Raw genomic sequence first — 18,667 nt, 5'->3', positions numbered from 1 at the left:
ATGCGGTCGCATTGAGCCGGGCGAGCGAGGGGCCTGGTGCAAAGGAAGCAGAGAGTAAGGTCATGTTGGGGACCATTAGGGCGTTCTGGAATGATCAACGCGGCATAGCGATGATTCTTGTCGCAATCATGCTGCCGGCACTCGTTGGGCTCGCATTGCTAGCTATCGACATGAGCCGCGCCACTGGGCTGCACAATGATCTTCAAAAAGGTGTGGACGCGCTTGCGCTTGCAGCAGCGGCGGAACTCGACGGCAATTCGGATGCGATCACCCGGGCCAACCGGGCGGTAGCCAATCTTCTCGCCAACACAACGAAGTTTTCGACCGCAGGCGACCACACGCTTGCTCTGTCTGACGTCACGGTAAAGTATTTGACCGGGATTCCCGCTAGTGACAGCACAACGCTAACCGCCGATGGCGTCGACTCCAACGGGGTGACTTGGGCCAGCACGGACCCCAAGGCTGTGAGATTTGCCGAGGTGACGATCAACGCCTCCGGTCTGGCGGACGGCGCGGGCGCTTTCGAAACCATCTTCCCAGCCAGCTTCGTCGGCAGCAACAACAGGATGGACTTACAACCGCAGGCGGTTGCCGGGTTCACCAACGCATTGTGTCAGTTCACGCCGATGTTCATCTGCAATCCTTATGCGTCGCTTGGCGCCCTGCAGACGGCGCTGTCTGGAACAAAGAAGCCGATGATCTGGCTCAAGGAGCAGACCGGCGGCAATAACGCTCAATATGGGCCTGGCAATTACGGGTTTCTGTCTTCGCCTGAGGGGGACAAGTCGGCGCAAGCACTGACGGAAATGTTCGCGGTGACCAACCCGCCCGCCTGCTACGATCAGAACGGGGTCAAGACCCGCCCAGGCAACGTTACTCCGGTAAACGACGGAATCAACACGCGTTTCGACATTTTTCCCAATGGCAACAGTGGCAAGCTGGTCCCCTCCAGCGCGCCGCCCTCACCGAATGTTCGCAAGGGTATGGTAACGAAGAAAACTGGCAACAATTGCACCTATGAGGCCCCCAACAGCGGACAGGCAAGCAATTATAAAAAGCTCCCCAAGGACAATTGCTTCACCTCTGGGAGCTGTACACAAGCGGGCGTGCTCGGTGACGGTTCCTGGGATTTCAACACTTCCGCAAACAGCTACTGGCCGGTCAACCACGGCAATGCCAGCACATCCGGCGTGTTGGCTGCATGCGGCGCCAGCCCCAGCCGGTACTGCGTATATAAGTATGAGATCGATAATCCAACTTTGAAGAGCGGCCAGGAGAAGACACCGCCGCAGTGCAACACAACCACGCAAACCGCCGACCGTCGGCTAATCTATGTTGCAATCATTGACTGCGTGGCCAACCAGGTCAAGGGCGGCAATCAAACGCTGCCAGTGCAGGCCTTCTCCAGCGTGTTCATCACCGAACCGGCCGGTGGTCCGCCTAACGCCGACATCTACGGCGAGATCCAGGATATCAGCACTACCGTCGGCCAAGGCACGCTGAAGAAACTTCAGCGCAACGAAGCGCAGCTTTACCGGTAGAACCATGCTGGTCGCGCTCAGGAAAATCATTCGACATTTCAAGGGCGACGAGGATGGCGTCGCCCTGGTGGAGGTGGCGATGGTCACACCATTTGTGCTGCTGTTGGCCGCCGGCGTGTTCGAATTCTCGAACATGCTGAACACACGCATGCTCCTTGACGCCGGCGTAAAGGATGCGGCCCGCTATATGGCGCGCTGCAGCAGCGACTGGGATACTTGTTCGGGGTATGCAAAAAACCTTGCAGTGAATGGAGCCATATCTGGCGGCAGCGCAAGGGTGACGGGATGGACCACAGGCGAAGTCACCGTAAGCAAGTCATTATCTACTCCAGCGATTGATTCCGGCACCGGCACTGAGCTCTACCTCAGCAGCACCGCCAACGTCGATGTGGTGCAGGTCAGCACATCATATCCGTATGCGGGTGTAGGGTTCTGGTCTTATCTCGGTTTCGGCCAGATCAGCCTATCGGTATTCCATCAGGAGCGTGTTCTAGGATGGTGATGCTGCGGCGCAAATTCTGGGCAAGCGAGTCCGGCGCGACGATGGTCGAGATGGCCATCGCCATGCCGCTGCTGCTGACGCTGCTGCTCGGCTTCGTCGACTTCGGCTATGCCTTCTACCAATGGAACGCCGCGAACAAGGCAGTGCAGGCCGGAGCACGGCTGGCGCAAATTTCCGGTCCGGTCGCCAGCGGGCTCTCACTCGAGGCAAAAACGCCAGGCGACTCGCTGGACGTCGGCAAAGCGGTCCCCGCCAACACGTATAATTACATCTGCACGGCTAGTGCCGCGGGAGTTGCCTCCTGCACCTGCGGAACGGGCGCTACATGCCAGGACCTCACGGCAAGTCAGGCTGCCTTTGACTTCATTTACACTGGCAGCGGCAGCCGGTCTGGAATGCACACGTTCTTGCCGATGCTACCAAAATCCGAGGTAAGGATACAATACCAGGCCTCAGGCCTCGGATATTGGACGCGTCCGAACGGACCGGTGCCGACCATTACGGTCAGCATCGTAAATCATCAATTCCAGTTCTTCTTCCTGGGCGGACTACTCGGATTCGGAAACCTCACCATGCCCTCCATGCTGAGCACGGTCACGGGCGAAGACATGAAGAGCAGCTATCCATGAATGCCATCAACACCAAGGTCACACCGACCAAGCGAAAGCAGGTGGCGCTGTTCTCGTCGGATCCGAATTTCAAGCGCGATGTGGCGACGCGGCTCGACGCGCTGGCGATCTACGACGTCAGGGTTTCCGAGACGAGCGATTTCCTCAGGGGTCCTCCCGCGGATACGCGCCCAGGCATCGTCATTCTCGACCTCGGCAATGGCGAAATGCTCGGCAGGCCGGGCATCGTCGAAGCACGCGCCCTTTGGGCGACCGTGCCGCTGATCGCGGTCTCCGACGAGCTGTCGTCGGAGCAGACGCGAGTGCTGGTGCGCATGAACGCTTCGGACTGGCTGCACAAGCCGCTCGACGGCAAGGAACTGCTCAACGCAGTGACTTTCCACGACACCGGCAACCAGGGGACGAAAAGCCGCATCATCACCTTCATCAGCGCCAGCGGCGGCGCCGGCGCGACCACGCTTGCATTGTCGGCGGCCGAATTCCTGGCGTCGAAATCGAAGGAACGCGGGGCTTCCACCTGCCTGGTCGACCTCGATTTCCAGAGCGCCAATTGCGGCGCCTATCTCAACCAGTTCAACCAGTTCGATCTTGGCGGCATTATCGGCCAGCCTGAGAGGCTCGACGTCGAGCTGATGGACGTCATTAAGCTTTCGCGGCCGTCGGGGCTGACGCTCTATTCCTTCGAGAGGCCACGATTGCCTTTCGAACCGCACGGCAGTGACTTTGTCTTCCGGCTGCTGGACCTAGTCGCCTACCGCTTCGACGACATCGTCATCGATTTGCCTAACATCGAGACGCCCTGGCACAATTCCGTGCTGTCGACGAGCGATGAGATCTTCATCGTCTTCGAACTCAACGTTGCCTCGCTGCGACAAGGCAAGCGGCTCTACAAGAAGATCCGCGAGTTGCGTGGCAATGCTGTCAGCATCACGCTGGTCGCCAACAAGCACAAGCGCAAATGGTTCGGCAACCACTTTTCGCGCAGCGAACTCGAAAAGATCTTCAAGGCGCCGCACATCAAGTCGGTCGCGCTGGACAATGCGCTTCTCACCGATGCGTTGAACCGTGCTATCCTGCCTGCCGAGGTGGATGGACGTGCGCGCTTCAACAAGGACCTCAAGCGGATGTTCAAAGAGCGGCTCGATGACGCTGCCAAATAGGGGGCGGCCAAGTAGGTATCGGATTGGCCCGGGATTGGCCTGCGTCATGAGCATTGCGCTGATGATGCTGGTCCAGGATTTCGCCAGCGCACGATCGCCACTTTCGGATCGGCCGCCGCTGCCGGCAATGGGACCCAGCCTGCGCAAGACTGTTGCCTTCGAGACGACAGAACAGCCCGGAACGATCGTTATCCGCAAGGGCGAGAAAGCGCTTTATCTGGTGACCCGACAAGGCCAGGCGCTTCGCTATCAGATCAGCGTCGGACGCGACGGATTTGGCTGGACCGGAGTGGTCGAGGTGGGGGCGAAGACCGAATGGCCGGAATGGCGCCCACCCCGCGAAATGCGCGCCCGCCAGCCGGACCTGCCGCAAATAGTGCCTGCCGGTCCTTACAATCCACTTGGCGCCAGGGCGCTTTATCTGCTTCGGAACGGGCGTGACACGCTCTATCGGATACACGGAACCAACGATCCCAAGGGTGTTGGCTTCGATGGAACATCGGGGTGTTTTCGCCTTACCAACACCGATGTGGTCGATCTCTTCAAGCGCGTCGCGATCGGCGCAAAGGTGGTGGTTCAATGACGATGATCAGCGAACCGGACATGCCGGCAATCGAGATTGGGACAGCAACCCACATTGGAGAGCAAGCTGCCGTTGTGAAACCGAGCGACAAAAGCATTATCGGCGCGGTCATCATCGGCACGTCCCTGCTCACTTTGGTGAATATGGTAGCCGCAGTTTATCTCTACCGCGGTATCAGCGATATGCGGTTTTTGGAAGGGCGGCTGGAGGAACTCGGGACGTTCGAACAACGAATCGGCGGCCGGTTGGACACGGTCAACAACGGTTTTCAGAGCCGATTTGAAAAACTGGACACTCAATTGCAGAGCAGCTTTGGCGAAATCAACCGGAGCATAGCCCGGCTGGAACAGAACCAGCCTATTGTCCATGACGAAATCACGTCAAGCGCAGCGGAACCTTCCGTCGACACGACCAGCAGCATGGCGGAGGCGCCTGCTGTTCTCGATGGTGAAGACGCCACCGAGCCCAGCGTCGTCGATACACCGCGTCCGCCCAAAAGGAGGATTGCAGCTGCAGCGCCTGCCCCAAGCCCCGACTACCAGCGCATAGAGCAGGCCGACGGCAAGGTTTACTACCGGAAGATCAACTAACGTCGGAAAAATGGGCTGCCTTAGAGATCTCGCTGCAGAGCAACAAGCCTCGCGGCCAGCGCCCCGGATCGCTCTTGAGCTTCCCTGAGAAAGACAACATGACAGTAGGCGCATGCTGTCAGACCTAGAACCAGTACAAGGCTGTTCTTCAAGGTGAAATCGACCATTAGCGAGAAGGGAAGCCCCCCGGGTACCGTGAATGAGGCGATCGTGCTCGCTGTTTCGGAATGGCTGGTGACGGCGATCATCAACCCGGCGAAAAGCAGGGCGACGTGATTGGCAAGAAAGAAGAAGGCAGCCGACCTTCGTGTGCGGCACGCCGACCAGCAAACGATCGACGCGGCTGCCAGCATGGAGGCATCAACGACCATCGACGACCCGAGATAAAGATCGACCTGTTGCCAGAATATCGTCGACAGCGGCCTTAGTTCAAGCCAAAACCGCCACATTGTGGGACTGGCCGGATATGCTCCCAGCAAGAAAGTCGCCATGCGCTCCCCTGCCAAGATCAGCAGGATCAGAGCTGGGAAGGCAAAGAGCATTATCGACTTGCGCTTCATGTCACCCTCCACAATCTTGCCCTCAACATAGATTGCAGAGATTACGCGAGGCTTAACGGAGCGGTGGTGATTCTGTGGTGGCGCGGCCAGTCGGGCATGGCAGCCTGCAAGAGCCGTTCGCGTATGGCGCAGCCATTAGTTGTTTTGGCTGAGGACGAGCGTAACCACCTTAGGCTCGGCTCGCTGCAGACATCGTTCCGGAATATTGGGCCACATCGCCTTGGCGCATCGCTGATCTTCGCCTGGCGCCGTCGCGAGCGAGCGTTCTGCGTTACCGGCTTCGTCTGCGGTCGACAGGAATACCTGCGTGGCGAGCGCAGTCGCCATAGATACTTGAACGAGGATAAGGGCGTAGGCAAATCGTCTGATCATCTGCTCGCAACGTTCAATCCGCGAAGTGGTTCCAACGTCGCGACCCGCCGATGTAAACCCGATCACGATTCTCGAGCCTGCGCCCTGCCCGTCCTCAGCTTTCCTAAGGACAACCCTTCGTCATCTCCTAGCTCCAGCTCCTGACGCGGCCGCGAGGTCAAATGGATCTCAGAGGAACCATGAAGCTTCCAGCGACGAGATTGGGAGGCAAGATCTCACCCATAGATCCTATTCAAAACCGTTCACTTCCAGACCAAGGCAAGGTTTGCCTCAACGGCCGATATGAGGCGGTGGGTTCAACCGGTCATCGCAACACGTTCCGTACTCGGCCGGCGTTTCGAAGTCCAGGGTTTTTCGGGGGCGCTGATTGAGACGCAGAGCGATGGCGTCGAGCTGGTCCTGCGAGACTTGGGAAAGTTGGTTGCCCTGGGGAAATACTGCCTGAGCAGGCCGTTGGTGTTTTCGTTGCTGCCGCGTTGCCAGGGACTGCGCGGATCGCAGAAGTAGACCTGTAGGTCGGTTGCAACGGTAAAAGCTCCTGTGACGAGCCATCTCCTTGCCCTGGCCCCCAACTCAACGAGCGTCGTAACTCTTCGGGCAATGTGCCGATCTTTTGGGCGAGAGCCGCAACGACGGTCGCCGAGTCCCTTCTGGTCAACTTCACAAGCATCGTGAACCGGCTGTGTCGCTCGACGAGGGTGGCGATGTTGGTGTCGTTCTCACCGGCGAGCAAATCACCCTCCCAATGGCCTGGTATGGCACGATCCACCGCCTCGGCGGGGCGCTCGCGGATGGGGACCTATCGAGGATTTGTCCTTGCCCCGTTTGGCTCTGTGCGCCTTTGGCGAGGCGCATCTGTCGTCTGGTGCGCAAATGCGCGGTCAGTTCCTTCTTGAGCACCCCTCGCGACTGGATGAACAGGACTGCGACAGATCGCTTCATGAGATATCCGCATGATGGGATCGCCCGGGTACTCTCGGAGATCACCTATGAAAAAGCTGTTTCTTGCTTTGTCGTTGTCTTTGCTGACATCCTCAGCCTTTGCTGCCGACTGGCATGAGCCTCATCTGCCAAGTCGCTTGCGGCGACCGGATCGCCCCGCGCCACAATGGGCAACTGTCCGGCTACCCATTGTCGAGAAACTTCCTTCCGCGAACACTCATTCGGTCAAGCCAGGATCAAGTGCACCACAGCATCGACCAGCGTCCGATATAGGCTGTCAACTTCTTCGTCGATCTCTTCGCGCCTGATCCCGAGCGCCTTATTGCCGGCGTACAATTTGTGTGTGTACTCGCTTATCGAAACCGTGTCGGCCTTCCCCGTTTCGGGGAGATTGTTGCCGATCCAGCGATCGAGGAAATTTATACCGCGTGTACTCATGGAGCCTTAAGCTCCATTAGGCGCTTAGGTTCCGGCTGTTCGGTGGCGACGTCATAGACTAGGCTTTGAATTGGCTTCGCACCGAAAATCCATGTGTGAGATGTAAGGCAAGAACCCCCATCGGAGTCCGTGAGTTCGGCCTGGAGGATGATACCACCCCCGAACAGGCGTCATCGATCATACTGAAAGATGATGCACGACAGTGGCCAGTGATCGGCGCGAAATCCATGATCGGAATGCTCGAACACGAGACCGACGAGACCGCGAAACAGATAGTCTCGCTCTGCTTCAGCGCGTCGCTCGCTGATTTCGTCAAGTTGCTCGCTTGGGGCGAGCTTCCAATCCTAGACGAGAAGACTGATCGCCGGCGAAAGCCACGGCATCTGCTTCATATTCGAATGCTCGGGAATAGGTTTCACCGTTCCTCCCTATGAGGCGAACAACCCATTCGCCCAACGAATGGCGGATCTCTAGGAAGAGGGAAGACGAAGACGGCGGCCGGTACGTGACGCTGTCCAATGCCCTCGGGAGGCCTGTCCCGCCAAAATCGGCTCCATCGGAGGAATGAACTTCACGCATATGCACTGACTCCCGAGACCGCGAGTCAATTAGCGCGTGCTTAATTAGTTCCAGAACGTTTTAACGAATCGTTGACCGCGCTGTCCCATTATAGGACGGCGCGGTCAAACCCCAACCTTGGCTGCGCAGGCGGCTTCGGCATTGAGTTCCACCCCGAACTGTCGGAGCCGCCACCCACATTCCACAATTTACCAGCAATGGTTGAATCAACCGTTACTGCACGTGCTTTCCAGGGCGCTCGCCTGACCGTCAGACTTTGACGGAACGAACCGGGGATTCAAATATTCGCGATTTGGATCTAGAATCTGGGGTCATGGAAGCGATCTTCGATGATATCGCGAACGCCCTCAGAGAGCCCCGCCAGGAGGTGTGGTGCCCTGTCCGCGCGCCTTCGCCATCGGTATGGCAGGCAAGCTGTTCATGGGCCTCGCTATCGGCCTAGGTGTTGGCTTTGGAATGGTGCTGGCTGGGTAGTGTAGATTTGCCCCGGCGATGCGCCGCGTGAATGCCGGCTCGACTCCAACAACAGCCTCATCTTTCGTTTTGACTGTTCCGCACGCGCCGCCGTCATGGCAGGTCCAGAACCAAGTGCCTGCGGCTGGGCCGTAGCATCGTCTTCAGGATGCGGCCGACCTTCTCCTGCTGGAAAGCTGCGGCGAAATCGAAGGGCGCCGTCTGCCCTCCTATGACGGTCCTCGACCAGGCCAGCCACACGCGAGCACCCCGGCCGAGCACGAAATTGAACGCCTCATCCTGCTTCTCGAACGTCTGAAGAATTGCGCTGCCGTCGACGACCTGAAAGCCTCGTTGATAGGCGAAGCGGACGGTAAGGCGATCTGCTGCTGGCATGGCCCGATATAGCGTTCAATCTTCCTCGCGGAAATTCCTGCAGTGAGGCATGACGCAGGTCGTCCTCGCCGCGCAGGTGCTTCACGCGGCCGATCAGCCCCGGTTTGACCCATTGCGTGGCCGGCCGCTTCATGATGCCCTTGGGCGCCGTGCCTGAGTGCTCTTGGACGCGTTTCCATAGCCTCTCGCGCATTTCCCGGTTCAAGGTGACGAATGCGCTTCCGACATAACGCCCGGTGCCGCGCTCAGCCATCAGAGCGAAAGCCGGCTTGCCCGCTTCACGCTCGACGCCGAGCAGATCGAACTCGTCGATCGCATAGCACTTGGCCTTCAGCCAGTTGGTCGAGGGACCGCTGCAGTATTTGCTGTCCTTCCGCTTCGACACCATGCCTTCAAGTCCAGCGTTGTCGAGCAAGTGAAAGATGGCCTTCGCTTCGCCCGGCAGCGGCTCGCTGAATTGAATGCGCCCGCCGAGCTCGATCATGCTGGCCAGGATCTCGCGCCGCTCCTCTAGCGCCTTATCGCGCAGATCGTGGCCGTTAAGATGAAGCAGATCAAAGGCAACAAAATACAAGTCGTGTTGCCGGCGGGTGATGGCTTTGCGCAGCGCTGCGAAGTCCGAAAGGCCCCTGTCGTTCAGAACGACTATCTCGCCGTCGACAATGGCGCTTTTGGCACCAAGGCGCTTGGCCTCTCTCACCATGTCGCGATATTTCGCAGTCCAGTCGTGGCCATTGCGCGTATAAATGCGTGTGCCGTCTTCATCGATGATCATCTGGGAACGGTAGCCGTCGAACTTCACCTCGTGGGTCCAGCCTCCACCCTCGGGAGGCTTCTCCACAAGGGTCGGCATCAACGGCTCGATGAACTTCAAACGCATGCACTGACCCACCCTCCGCGATTCAATAAGATTAAGCTAAAATAGTTCCGAAACCGGAAATCAGCCTTTTGGTGCAACAAACACGTCAACTCGACGTTGCGGGATGAGGGAAGGAGGAAACGATATGGCCGATGAAAAGACCAAGCGGGATTTTCGCGATCGGGACCGTGTCTCGGCCGATGAGGATTATGAAGTTGAATATTTCGCAACAAAGACCGGCATCACACCCCAGCAGGTCAAAGAGCTGATCGCGAAGCACGGCAACCAACGCGAGACTTTAGAGCGGGTAGCCAAGGCGCTGCGGAAACAATGACCAGGCTATCTGATCTCGGCAGACCATTAATCGGGCACCGACATGAAGGACCGCCCGCGAGCGAACTCGCGCATTTCCTCCCCTGCCCTGTTTGCGGGCAACAGATTGATATGCGCGATTTTCGCCAGGTCACTTATCATGCCGATCCGGAGCACGAGCCGCTCGAACTGGACGCTTAGGACCAAAAGTGCCGAAATTCCACGTTGAGGAAATGGACGGCGATACCGTGACGGCTACCCACATCGTCCATGCGACAACGCCGATCAGGGCGGCGCGGGAAGCGACAGAGCGCGAAGTCACTCTGCGCACCAGCGAGCCCATCTGGATCAGGGTTGCCGACGAAAAGCGCGGCCACATATTCGAATACAGTTTCAGCCTGTAGCTGGCGATCCAACTCGGCTAGCTGAGTTTTTGAATGGCATACCATGCCGTCGACCTCGATACGCAAGTTCGAATATGACCCCAACACTAGGGTTCTGTCGGTTTGGTTTGTAGCGAGCGGGAAGCATTACGAGTTCTTGGACGTACCTGCTGAGGCCGTTGCTGCGTTCAAAGCTGCCTTTGCCAAGGGAGTCTATTTTAACAGCCACATCCGCAATCGTTATGCATTCCGGCTTGCGCCATGGAGGGCATCAGGCCCGACGGGCGATTGACAGAGTCTCAGATCGAGTGGCCCGCGCCATCCAAGGGGAGCAACTGTGCGAATTGGCCCAGGGTCCGAGGGCAAATGAAAACGCCTGCCGGCCGGGGCCAGCGGGCGCGTATTATATTAAGCTAGGTGCTGGGCCTATTTGCCCATCATCATCGCAGCTTTGCAGAAGTTCTCATGGGCCTTCGCAATATCTGCGTCAGCGCAGTCCTTCATCACCGCGTCCTTATCCTCCTGAGACATAGCCGACCAAGCGGTTTTCGCTTCGGCCTCAGACTTCATGGTCTTCATGCTGCTGTCCGTGAAGAAAGGAGACATTCTTGCAGGATCGTCGAGCGCAGACGTGCCAGTGGAATTGCCGGCAAAGGCCGATCCGGTCATAAGGGCAAATGTCGCGCCGAGAATGAGCATTTTCGAATTCATCAAAATTCCTCCGAATGCAACTGCTTTAATGCAGCCGTGCTAATTCAACGCTTGCGGGTAGAAAGGGTTTCCAGCCAAATTGAAAATTGTAGAAATTGCTACCGATATTTCGTCGTCAACCTAGGAGGAATTGGCCCGCAAGTTCGGTCAAGGCGGCCGGCCACCATCGATGCTGCAATTGCCTGGCCGGTTGCCCCGGACTTGTTCAGGGATGGCCCGCGCTTGCTTCCGAGCGCGGGCCGACCATGATGAGTGAGGGGCCATCTTGGTCACCGGCAGGACCGCTTAAGAACGAGCCGGGTGTGACTGAACAGCCTCAGGGCGAGGATGTTCCCGACTGACCCAAAAAAGCCCCCCAGCACTTGGGCGTGCTTGTGGGGCTTAACCGCACCGATATTGGATAAGTCACGGCTGATGGGCAAACCCACGGCCAGTACTTTCCGTGCAGGTGGACAGCTCGCCGGGCGAAGACCCCAACCACCTCGATCCCGGCGAGCCTAGACCTGATCAGAGTACGCGATCAGGACCGGGGATCAGCCGGCGATAGTGGCATGTCTTGCAGGTCAAGCATTGTGAAGCACAGCTTCCTGATCGGACCTGCTGCCGTGTCGAATGGAGTAGGCGCGAGTGATTTCCGCACCAAAAAGAAAAATTTCCGCCGAGTAGTAAGCCCACAACAGGATGACGAGCAGCCCACCGGCGGCCCCATATGAGGCCGCGACCGCGCTGGAGCCTATATACCAACCGATAAGCGATTTCCCGAGCGTGAACAGGGCAGCGGTCACAACAGCGCCAATCCAGACATCCCGCCATTCCAGGGTTCGATCAGGCAAGATCTTGAAGATGGCAGCGAAAATAGCTGCGAGGAGGACAAAAGAAACGACCGCGTTGATAACGCCCAGGACAAGTGTCCCGAACGGCAACTGTGCGCTGATGAGGTTGCCTAGGGCCGAAATCGCCGCGCTCGCGACTAGAGAGACGAGCAACATGAAGCCAAGTGCGGTGACCAGTCCCAGACTTACCGCACGTGCGCGCACCAGGCGCGACAACGAACTGCCCTGCGCTTCGACCTTCCATATCATGTTCAAAGACTGCTGTATTTCGCCGAAGACCCCGGAAGCGCTCACAAGCAAGGTGATGATGCCGATCACCGCCGCCCAGGTGCCGCCGGATGGCTTTTCGGATGCGCTCTTCAGTGCGGTTTGAAGGATGTTTGCGCTTTCTGTACCCATCATCCCTGTGATTTGGGCGGACAATGCCGCTTGCGCTGCCTCGTGACCGAATGCGAGACCCGCAATTGCAACCACGATGAGCAGAATTGGCGCCAACGATGTTGTGGCATAAAAAGCGATTGCTGCGCCATGGCTGAGAGCATTGTCGTTGACGAACCCAACGACGGCTTCTCGCACCATTGCCCATGCATTTGTGATCGCGCGATGCATTTTGCGCCCCAGTCGAATTGGCGTTCACTAGCAATGCACCAGCACATCTGACGTTCCGGTTGCGGGCTGTGGCAGGAGTTTTCGCACCGACTTCCGCGGAGGGTCGCCGGCATAGAACTTCCGCTCCGATGCGCTGGCATCGCCTTCGCCCCCATTTCGGGCGCGCATTTGATAATGGTTTTCTCAAGATCATTTTAATTCGTTCGGAAACCATAGAAGCGGAGGCTGGCTCGTTTGCACCGACAAGGACAACAGCACGGAGGAGGTGTTGGAGGCGGCGCAGGAAGCTGGCGTGCATCATGCGATCTCCGCCGGCCGCTGGGGGTACGAGCATCCGGACTATGCCGCTTTTCCAAGCTGATTGGTCGCGAGGTGAGATTAAAACCGTCCTGAGCCTCAATATCGCTCTGAGGCGCCAAAGCTGCCAACGCGGTATCACCGTGTCTGCTTTCAGGCAGCGGCAACCAACGTCGTTGCGGCCAAGATCGCGCCACCAGCGGAATGGCGCCTTTCCGCTGGTTTGCACCAGAAGCAGACCTTCTGCTCTCGTTCCCTATACTGCCGGACCGCATGCGCCTCATATCGGTCATTCAGAATTTAGCAGCCGCCCCTTTTCCGATGCCAGCGCCTGAGCCTTTTGGGAGACCTAGGCGCAGCTTGCCGGCCGCAGCCTGTCCCAATTGGGACGAATAGTTGGCACCCATATTACAAATCGACTACTCCTAAAGCTGCCGGACCGCTCTCGTGATGAGCCGCCAGTCGGCTAAGCGCCTCAAAAGCAGAAATTCGAGCGTACAGGCGACGTGAAGGAGGATACCCGAACCCGCGTGAACGAGGCTGCAAGGTCGATCGGATTTCAGTTCAATCGACAAGCTATTGATTTTCGCCGGGGTCGTTCCGATGCGCTTATTGTTCTGGTGTCGGACATCGCGAACCCGTTCTTTCCGGTATTCTTCAAGGGATCGAAAAGGAGGCTCGGGAACGCGGATTTACGATGTTGATCGGGGACACCTCTGCTGGCCCGCAGTGCGAGGCCACCTACGTCGGGATGCTGGCTTTGGCGCCCCCATTTGTAGGACGTTAGGTAGCACAATAGGTAACACAAAGGTCAAAACAGAGCAATGGCCACAGCCATTTGCGTCAGATTGTTCAAGTAATTCGCCGACCGCCAACGCGAACAGACGGGAATGGTCCCGTCCGTATAGCGTTGTTAATCCGGCAGTAGCATCTCCTCTTCATCGGCTGCCGCTTCGAACAGCAGCCGGAAGTCATTACCTGGCATTTTGCCATCGATCGCAGATAGGCAAGCCTCGGCCGCCAGCCGCCACTTGGGGCCACGATTGGACCACTTTAGGAGCTCCTCGGCGGCGGCATCAACCCGGTTCACACCAAGGCGAAGCCCCGGGCGCTCGGTCTTCACATAAACCGGAGGGTTGAACCAACGGTGGGGCATCACGCCTCTCGAACGTCAAAGGCGATGAACAGTCCCCAAACGGAGGCTGATTTGATGATCATTTCGACTAACTGGCAGTCAGTTTCGAGAACATCGCGGCCGCGCTCACGGACCGCTACAATGGTGGCTTAAACGGAAATAATGTCGCCGGGTTGAGAGCCCAACAGGACCTCGCGGACCAGCTCCTTGGCCGTTTGCTGCGTAGGCCGAACGGGTGCTTGAATGTCCATCCCATCCTCCCAGAGAGATAGAACCTCATCAGCTATTCTGTGGGTCACTTTCCGAAAAAGGCAAGAGTCGGAAACGTACAAAGCAGGTTGCCGCAAACACCGCATTTCGGAACGGAACCCGCCCATGCCCTTTTATTGGTGGAATCAATTTGCACGAGGCATGTGGATGCAAATCCAAGGAATTTACGCCGTTCGCCACGGCAAGGATGGACAAAGCGGAGGAGTTCTATACCCGGCTTTTCGAGCAGAGGCCTGATGATCGTCCCATGGACGGGTTGATCCAATGGCGCAACGTCGCAGGCGCGAACTTCCAAACCTTCCATGATAAGGAAAATGCTGGGTCCGGCAAACTGGCTATTGTGATCCCCAAAAAGGCCGGGACGGTCAGGCCCGCCAATAGCCGCCTTCGAGCGTGAGCACCTTGGCAGGCGCTTCTTTTCGCGCGAAATTGCCACCGTTTTAAAGCGGGAGGGTCGGGATGCAGGTTTTCGATGACATCGAGGCGCTGCTGGATGCGGGTGAAGCCTCGACGGCACTTAAGGAAGTGCGGGCGCTGGTGCATCAATTTGGGCGCGGGTCCAGTGTCTTGGCGGGCGCGATCGACGACCTCATTATTGACCTGTCGACGCTATCATTCGTCGCCGATGCTTACGGAGACCGTATCGCAGAGGCGGCGAGCATGCTGGCTCGAAAAAGACTATTGAAGATCAAGTTGCTCGCACCTCGTCAGAGCGTCGAAGCGGTCAGCTAGAGATTGGTGGTCGCTACGAAAAACGTGTCGACCTGCTCGGTGCTCCGACCGCATCGAAACCTCTCGCCATCATCGGTTCCGTACGGACGAAAGAGCCGCCTGACCCTGCGACCAGATGAAAGCTTGGACTTGCGGCAGACCGCAAGCAGTTGGAGCTTGAATTGCCGACACACTCTCAGGAATTGTTGCCGGGATCGCACTCCATTGGTCGTCGGCCCAGATCCGGCGCGCCTCGCTTAAGGTGCCGGTCGAATATGGCCACCTTCTCTTCGTAGCCGAGCCGCACTCTGGACCTGCAGCTATCGCATTTGAAACCGGCAATCGTTTTCAGCCAGGATCCCCTTCTCACCATAGGGCGTGAACAGGAGGGGCATTGGAATTCTAAAGGTACGTCGCGCAGTTCATTTGATAGAGGCACTGTGCATGTTCTCCTCAGCGGCACGGCCACTGCAACAAAGTACAAGGAGAAATGTTTCCGGGTTCGGCCATTTGCTCGAAAGAATCGGACCTAAGTCTAAATGGTGAGCGGCCCGAGACCCATTCGCCTTGCTGTCGGCCTTTGCGTCGGAAATTGAAAATAGCGAGGGTTCGAAGGCGGCCCCGGGCGTGAGGCTGGCAAGTGGGCCAAGACGGCGGCGGTAAGGCGGAGCCTGTGGCGATCAAATAACCGGTTCCCCTAGAATCTCCTTTAGCCAGCTCATGGTTCTCAGCCCGTATGCCATTCCGGCGCAGTCGGCAAACCAGTCGAAGACACTCATGTCACGCCCTGTGACGCATTGAAGGATTTCGATCGCTGCGCCCGTTAAAGCAAGTAGAACCGCCAGCCGGACCACCTGTTGGGGCCAGCCGAGGCTACCCAAAGCCGACAAGGTGGCGAACGCGGCGGCGTGGTTGAGCTTGTCGTGATGAGACGTAAAGGCCAATCCGAGGGCGTGCAGCAAGTGGTCTGGCAATAGCGCGAGCAGCAGGACGACTGCCAACGTGGAGAGAAAGGCAGCCCTTGCCATGCTCTGATAAAAGCTCGACTGCGGCAATCTATTCGTAGCACTCCCGGTTCCTAGTTCTCGCTTGCCATACTGGTGCAGTAGGCAGAGCTCCAACCTGCATCTGAGCTTCGAGCGCGAACAACTGGCATGCTTAACAGGGCCTCCTGATGTCATCAGCAAGTTCCATGAAACAGCCTATGTCACTCTGGATGGTTCCATAGGGCGGTGCGAATTTCGCCCTCCATTGTGATGAGGCCGAGGGTTTCCTGCCGAAAAGGCGCGGCGGAATAGGCGGGCCATTGGTACGGCTTGCGCGCAGGTGCGATGCGTATCGTGCTGGCCACGGCTGGGCGGGAGCGGAACTCTTTCCAGCCTTGGCCCGGCTGTGCAGCCCGGCCGACGCCCTTCTGAATTCAATTTCGTCGGCGTCGCGGCTAACAGACGAAACTGGTCATCCCTGCCTCGGTGATCTCGCCTTTACAGATTCCAATCCTGGACGCTAAGCCAGCAGCGGCCACTCGCTGCTGTCCAATCAACAAGCTCCAAACATCAGGTCGCGGTTATATGCAAAAAAGCCGGCCACCTTTCGGCAGCCGGCCAGTGCAAACAAGGAAGGGAACGTTGCACTGATGGGGCAGTGCACCGTCCGAAGCGTTTCCAGGCGACAATGTTCCACCGACGAGAGAACAAAGAAGGCTTCACCGCCAGCGCACATTCCCGTTAGCCGCACTGTGTTGCCGTCGCCTGGTGTCTAAAGGCCTTTAACCAGCCACGGATCGGTGTCGTATCCGAGGCGCGGCTTTTCCGGCGTTCCACCGGCCGGCAATTTGGCGGTTCCGGTCGGCCTGCAGTCCAGTTCGAGCACCTGCTTCTTGGCAGAGTGCTTCGTAGAGCAAAGGTCCGTGGCGTCACTCACCACCACCTTCTTCTCCTTGGCTATAGCGACACCAGTCCCAGCGATCACGATCGCCGCGCAAAACACAGCTACTCTCATCATACTCCCCACCGTTGCTCCTCCCCAAAAATGCTGAGCATGACGTTACGGCACATTTAAATTAGCGCAAGCGAATATTAGCTTGGCTAGTCCCTTCACATCGGCTCTGGTCGCCTCCCCCTTGCTGCTGCGCCTTGCGAAACCGGGAGCGCGATATGGTAGGATGGGCGCATGCCTGCTCATGATCGGAGGGCCGCTGTTCATGACTTGAGCTCGACATGGCAGAGGGCTGCAACCGTCAAGTTTCCCAAGTCGTCGTGGCGATGAACGATCGCGTCGAGGATCGCTTACTAAGCGGCGTTTACTAGGTTCCGCTGGTCTAGCCCTACGCGATCACACCATAACCACGTGATGACAAATCAGCCATGTGTGTGGTGCGGCGGGCCTGTTCCGCTTGTGGCCGGCGCCTACCCACCCGGGTTCCCCAACCATGGCGTCGGCCATTTTCGTTCTCTCAGCGATTATAAGCCTTTGCTATCGGCCTATGTGTTAGCCTTGGATCGCGGTTAGATCGCCTCGTTCGTTTGGATGTTTCGCTGGCGTTGGCAGGAGGCGCATACGTTCGCCAGCCGGCGGATTCCACACCGCCCCACCGGTCAGGCCCAGCGCGCCCGCTGCAAAGTCCCCGCAGACGGCTGCTGGGCCGCTGGCGGGCAGCGGCTACTTGCTGACGATCCAATCCACCAAGCCAGTTTCGATCAGCTCGCACCCAGTGAAATCGCGCACCAGGGCCTTAGCGAAATCGCGCCATTGACACTCAGGCGCACCCCTTTCCCCTACTAGGCCTCGTAATGCAGAGCGGAGAACGTCGGCTTGAAACGCGGAGACGGCAACAGTAGACGGGTCGGCATCTTCCCAGCCTCGCGCCACGTCGTGACGACGTTGACGAAGGCGCTTCAGCAGTTCGCGTGAGGCTCGGATGGCCCTGCGCGATTGATATGTCCCGGCGAAATGTGGCGGGTTCCGCCATGGACTTCTGGCGCATCAGCAAGGTGGCCGTAGTGGCCGCTCGAGCGATATCTATGGGCGTTGCAACCATCGCAGCCTCCCAGAAAAGGCAATGGCAAACGACACATTAATAAGCTCGCCGAAACTCTCTCCGCAATGAAAAGAGTTGTACGAATTTACCAACCCGCACCCTTCAGTGATGCCGGACCGCTAGATCTTCTCTATTGTTCTGTCATCGCAATGAAGGAGGACATCTTCGAGCACCCGTAGCACACCTGTTGCATGGAAAAAGCTGTAGGCGTCTATAGGTGCCCGGGGAATCCGCCGTTTGTCTGCGTTGTGGAGCGGGACAAAGCAGGTTTCCTCACTCAGGCCGCCTACCGTGAAGCGGGGCACAAGCCCGAATTCGACGCATTGCCTTGGGAAGCTGAATACAGGGCCGCCAACTCAACCAAGCCGGCCGTATCCTAGCTGGCAACCAGGGGCACCGTGACGGTCGTGGCGTAATTTATCGGATACTGGTCGAAATACGGGAAAGCGATGACGAAGGCATAGCTGGCGGTCAGATGCGCCATCTTGAAGCCGCCGCTGGCAGGATCGATCGCGATCGACACAATGACGTTCTGCAGACCCAGGTTCACCAATTTCTGCGTGGCGATGGCCTGGATGTCGCTCTGCGAAAGCGTGTTGTTCAGCTGCAGCGCCCGGGAAGAGGTTTCCAGTGTATAGCGGACGGTCGACACGGCATTCATGGCCCAGCCGAAGGCTAAGATTCCGAACAAAAGCATCACCAGGAAAGGCGCGATCAAGGCGAATTCCAGCCCGGCTGCGCCGGAGCAGTCACGGCGCCACC

Annotated in this window: 20 protein-coding genes and 1 pseudogene; 11 read left to right on the top strand and 10 right to left on the bottom strand. The window is 58.0% G+C overall.

Annotated features, from left to right (window positions below; genetic code table 11):
- Positions 1-62 precede the first annotated feature (62 nt).
- The 6 genes from NKI96_RS14480 to NKI96_RS14455 are packed head-to-tail and all read left to right on the top strand — an operon-like array spanning position 63 to position 5,005.
- The gene (locus tag NKI96_RS14480; protein WP_031198868.1) at positions 63-1,541 is read left to right on the top strand and encodes a TadE/TadG family type IV pilus assembly protein; all 1,479 of its coding nucleotides are present in this window, start codon (positions 63-65) and stop codon (positions 1,539-1,541) included.
- Between the two features lie 4 nt (positions 1,542-1,545).
- Positions 1,546-2,043, top strand: coding sequence for a TadE/TadG family type IV pilus assembly protein (locus NKI96_RS14475; protein WP_023822776.1), 498 nt, complete (start codon positions 1,546-1,548; stop codon positions 2,041-2,043).
- Positions 2,037-2,672, top strand: a complete 636-nt coding sequence (locus NKI96_RS14470) for a TadE/TadG family type IV pilus assembly protein (RefSeq protein WP_023822775.1) — start codon at positions 2,037-2,039, stop codon at positions 2,670-2,672. Before NKI96_RS14475 ends, NKI96_RS14470 begins: the two co-directional genes overlap by 7 nt.
- The gene (locus tag NKI96_RS14465; RefSeq protein WP_023822774.1) at positions 2,669-3,832 is read left to right on the top strand and encodes a CpaE/TadZ family protein; all 1,164 of its coding nucleotides are present in this window, start codon (positions 2,669-2,671) and stop codon (positions 3,830-3,832) included. Before NKI96_RS14470 ends, NKI96_RS14465 begins: the two co-directional genes overlap by 4 nt.
- Positions 3,816-4,415 carry a L,D-transpeptidase gene (locus NKI96_RS14460; protein ID WP_031198865.1) on the top strand — a complete coding sequence of 200 codons (600 nt, stop codon included), beginning with the start codon at positions 3,816-3,818 and terminating at the stop codon, positions 4,413-4,415. The genes NKI96_RS14465 and NKI96_RS14460 overlap by 17 nt, the downstream gene beginning before the upstream one ends.
- The gene (locus tag NKI96_RS14455; RefSeq protein ID WP_023708243.1) at positions 4,412-5,005 is read left to right on the top strand and encodes a hypothetical protein; all 594 of its coding nucleotides are present in this window, start codon (positions 4,412-4,414) and stop codon (positions 5,003-5,005) included. Before NKI96_RS14460 ends, NKI96_RS14455 begins: the two co-directional genes overlap by 4 nt.
- A gap of 20 nt (positions 5,006-5,025) precedes the next feature.
- On the opposite strand, the gene NKI96_RS14450 is transcribed toward NKI96_RS14455, so the two are convergent.
- From NKI96_RS14450 to NKI96_RS14435, 4 genes and pseudogenes are all read right to left on the bottom strand, one after another.
- On the bottom strand, positions 5,026-5,565 hold the full coding sequence (locus NKI96_RS14450; protein WP_023822772.1) for a hypothetical protein: 540 nt from the start codon (positions 5,563-5,565) through the stop codon (positions 5,026-5,028).
- 642 nt (positions 5,566-6,207) lie between these two features.
- Positions 6,208-6,910 (bottom strand): annotated as a pseudogene (locus tag NKI96_RS14445) (IS30 family transposase); the annotation flags it as partial.
- 194 nt (positions 6,911-7,104) lie between these two features.
- A complete protein-coding gene (locus tag NKI96_RS14440) occupies positions 7,105-7,317 on the bottom strand; it encodes a DUF768 domain-containing protein (protein ID WP_023822769.1) in 213 nt (70 codons plus the stop codon).
- 1,327 nt (positions 7,318-8,644) lie between these two features.
- Positions 8,645-9,625 carry an ATP-dependent DNA ligase gene (locus NKI96_RS14435; RefSeq protein WP_352804913.1) on the bottom strand — a complete coding sequence of 327 codons (981 nt, stop codon included), beginning with the start codon at positions 9,623-9,625 and terminating at the stop codon, positions 8,645-8,647.
- 124 nt (positions 9,626-9,749) lie between these two features.
- Between NKI96_RS14435 and NKI96_RS14430 the strand changes: the two genes are divergently transcribed.
- The 3 genes from NKI96_RS14430 to NKI96_RS14420 all read left to right on the top strand — a co-directional run bounded on the left by NKI96_RS14430 (position 9,750) and on the right by NKI96_RS14420 (position 10,591).
- Positions 9,750-9,938 (top strand): DUF3606 domain-containing protein, encoded by a 189-nt coding sequence (locus NKI96_RS14430; RefSeq protein ID WP_023822765.1) that lies wholly within the window; start codon positions 9,750-9,752, stop codon positions 9,936-9,938.
- Positions 9,939-10,125: 187 nt separating this feature from the next.
- The gene (locus NKI96_RS14425; protein WP_155921714.1) at positions 10,126-10,320 is read left to right on the top strand and encodes a hypothetical protein; all 195 of its coding nucleotides are present in this window, start codon (positions 10,126-10,128) and stop codon (positions 10,318-10,320) included.
- Between the two features lie 43 nt (positions 10,321-10,363).
- Complete coding sequence (locus tag NKI96_RS14420) at positions 10,364-10,591, top strand: KTSC domain-containing protein (protein ID WP_081731378.1); 228 nt, start codon at positions 10,364-10,366, stop codon at positions 10,589-10,591.
- Between the two features lie 134 nt (positions 10,592-10,725).
- Here the strand turns inward: NKI96_RS14420 and NKI96_RS14415 are convergent, their stop codons facing one another.
- The 3 genes from NKI96_RS14415 to NKI96_RS14405 form a co-directional block, all read right to left on the bottom strand.
- Positions 10,726-11,010 carry a hypothetical protein gene (locus NKI96_RS14415; protein WP_023708229.1) on the bottom strand — a complete coding sequence of 95 codons (285 nt, stop codon included), beginning with the start codon at positions 11,008-11,010 and terminating at the stop codon, positions 10,726-10,728.
- A gap of 563 nt (positions 11,011-11,573) precedes the next feature.
- On the bottom strand, positions 11,574-12,452 hold the full coding sequence (locus NKI96_RS14410) for a YihY/virulence factor BrkB family protein (protein WP_352804910.1): 879 nt from the start codon (positions 12,450-12,452) through the stop codon (positions 11,574-11,576).
- 1,210 nt (positions 12,453-13,662) lie between these two features.
- Positions 13,663-13,905, bottom strand: coding sequence for a DUF982 domain-containing protein (locus tag NKI96_RS14405; RefSeq protein WP_023708228.1), 243 nt, complete (start codon positions 13,903-13,905; stop codon positions 13,663-13,665).
- Positions 13,906-14,401: 496 nt separating this feature from the next.
- Between NKI96_RS14405 and NKI96_RS14400 the strand changes: the two genes are divergently transcribed.
- On the top strand, positions 14,402-14,551 hold the full coding sequence (locus tag NKI96_RS14400) for a hypothetical protein (protein ID WP_245261115.1): 150 nt from the start codon (positions 14,402-14,404) through the stop codon (positions 14,549-14,551).
- Between the two features lie 62 nt (positions 14,552-14,613).
- Positions 14,614-14,886 (top strand): hypothetical protein, encoded by a 273-nt coding sequence (locus NKI96_RS14395; protein WP_023708226.1) that lies wholly within the window; start codon positions 14,614-14,616, stop codon positions 14,884-14,886.
- Between the two features lie 659 nt (positions 14,887-15,545).
- Here NKI96_RS14395 and NKI96_RS14390 read toward each other — a convergent pair.
- The 3 genes from NKI96_RS14390 to NKI96_RS14380 form a co-directional block, all read right to left on the bottom strand.
- A complete protein-coding gene (locus NKI96_RS14390; protein ID WP_023709574.1) occupies positions 15,546-15,920 on the bottom strand; it encodes a VanZ family protein in 375 nt (124 codons plus the stop codon).
- A 703-nt stretch (positions 15,921-16,623) separates the two neighbouring features.
- Positions 16,624-16,869, bottom strand: a complete 246-nt coding sequence (locus NKI96_RS14385) for a hypothetical protein (protein ID WP_023708224.1) — start codon at positions 16,867-16,869, stop codon at positions 16,624-16,626.
- A gap of 1,412 nt (positions 16,870-18,281) precedes the next feature.
- Positions 18,282-18,667 (bottom strand): TadE/TadG family type IV pilus assembly protein (locus tag NKI96_RS14380; RefSeq protein ID WP_352804907.1); only part of this gene is annotated, 386 nt, incomplete at its 5' end.

It is taken from the genome of Mesorhizobium sp. M0292, from assembly GCF_040321695.1.
Taxonomy (GTDB): domain Bacteria; phylum Pseudomonadota; class Alphaproteobacteria; order Rhizobiales; family Rhizobiaceae; genus Mesorhizobium.
This window is presented reverse-complemented; position numbering and strand designations above follow the sequence as displayed.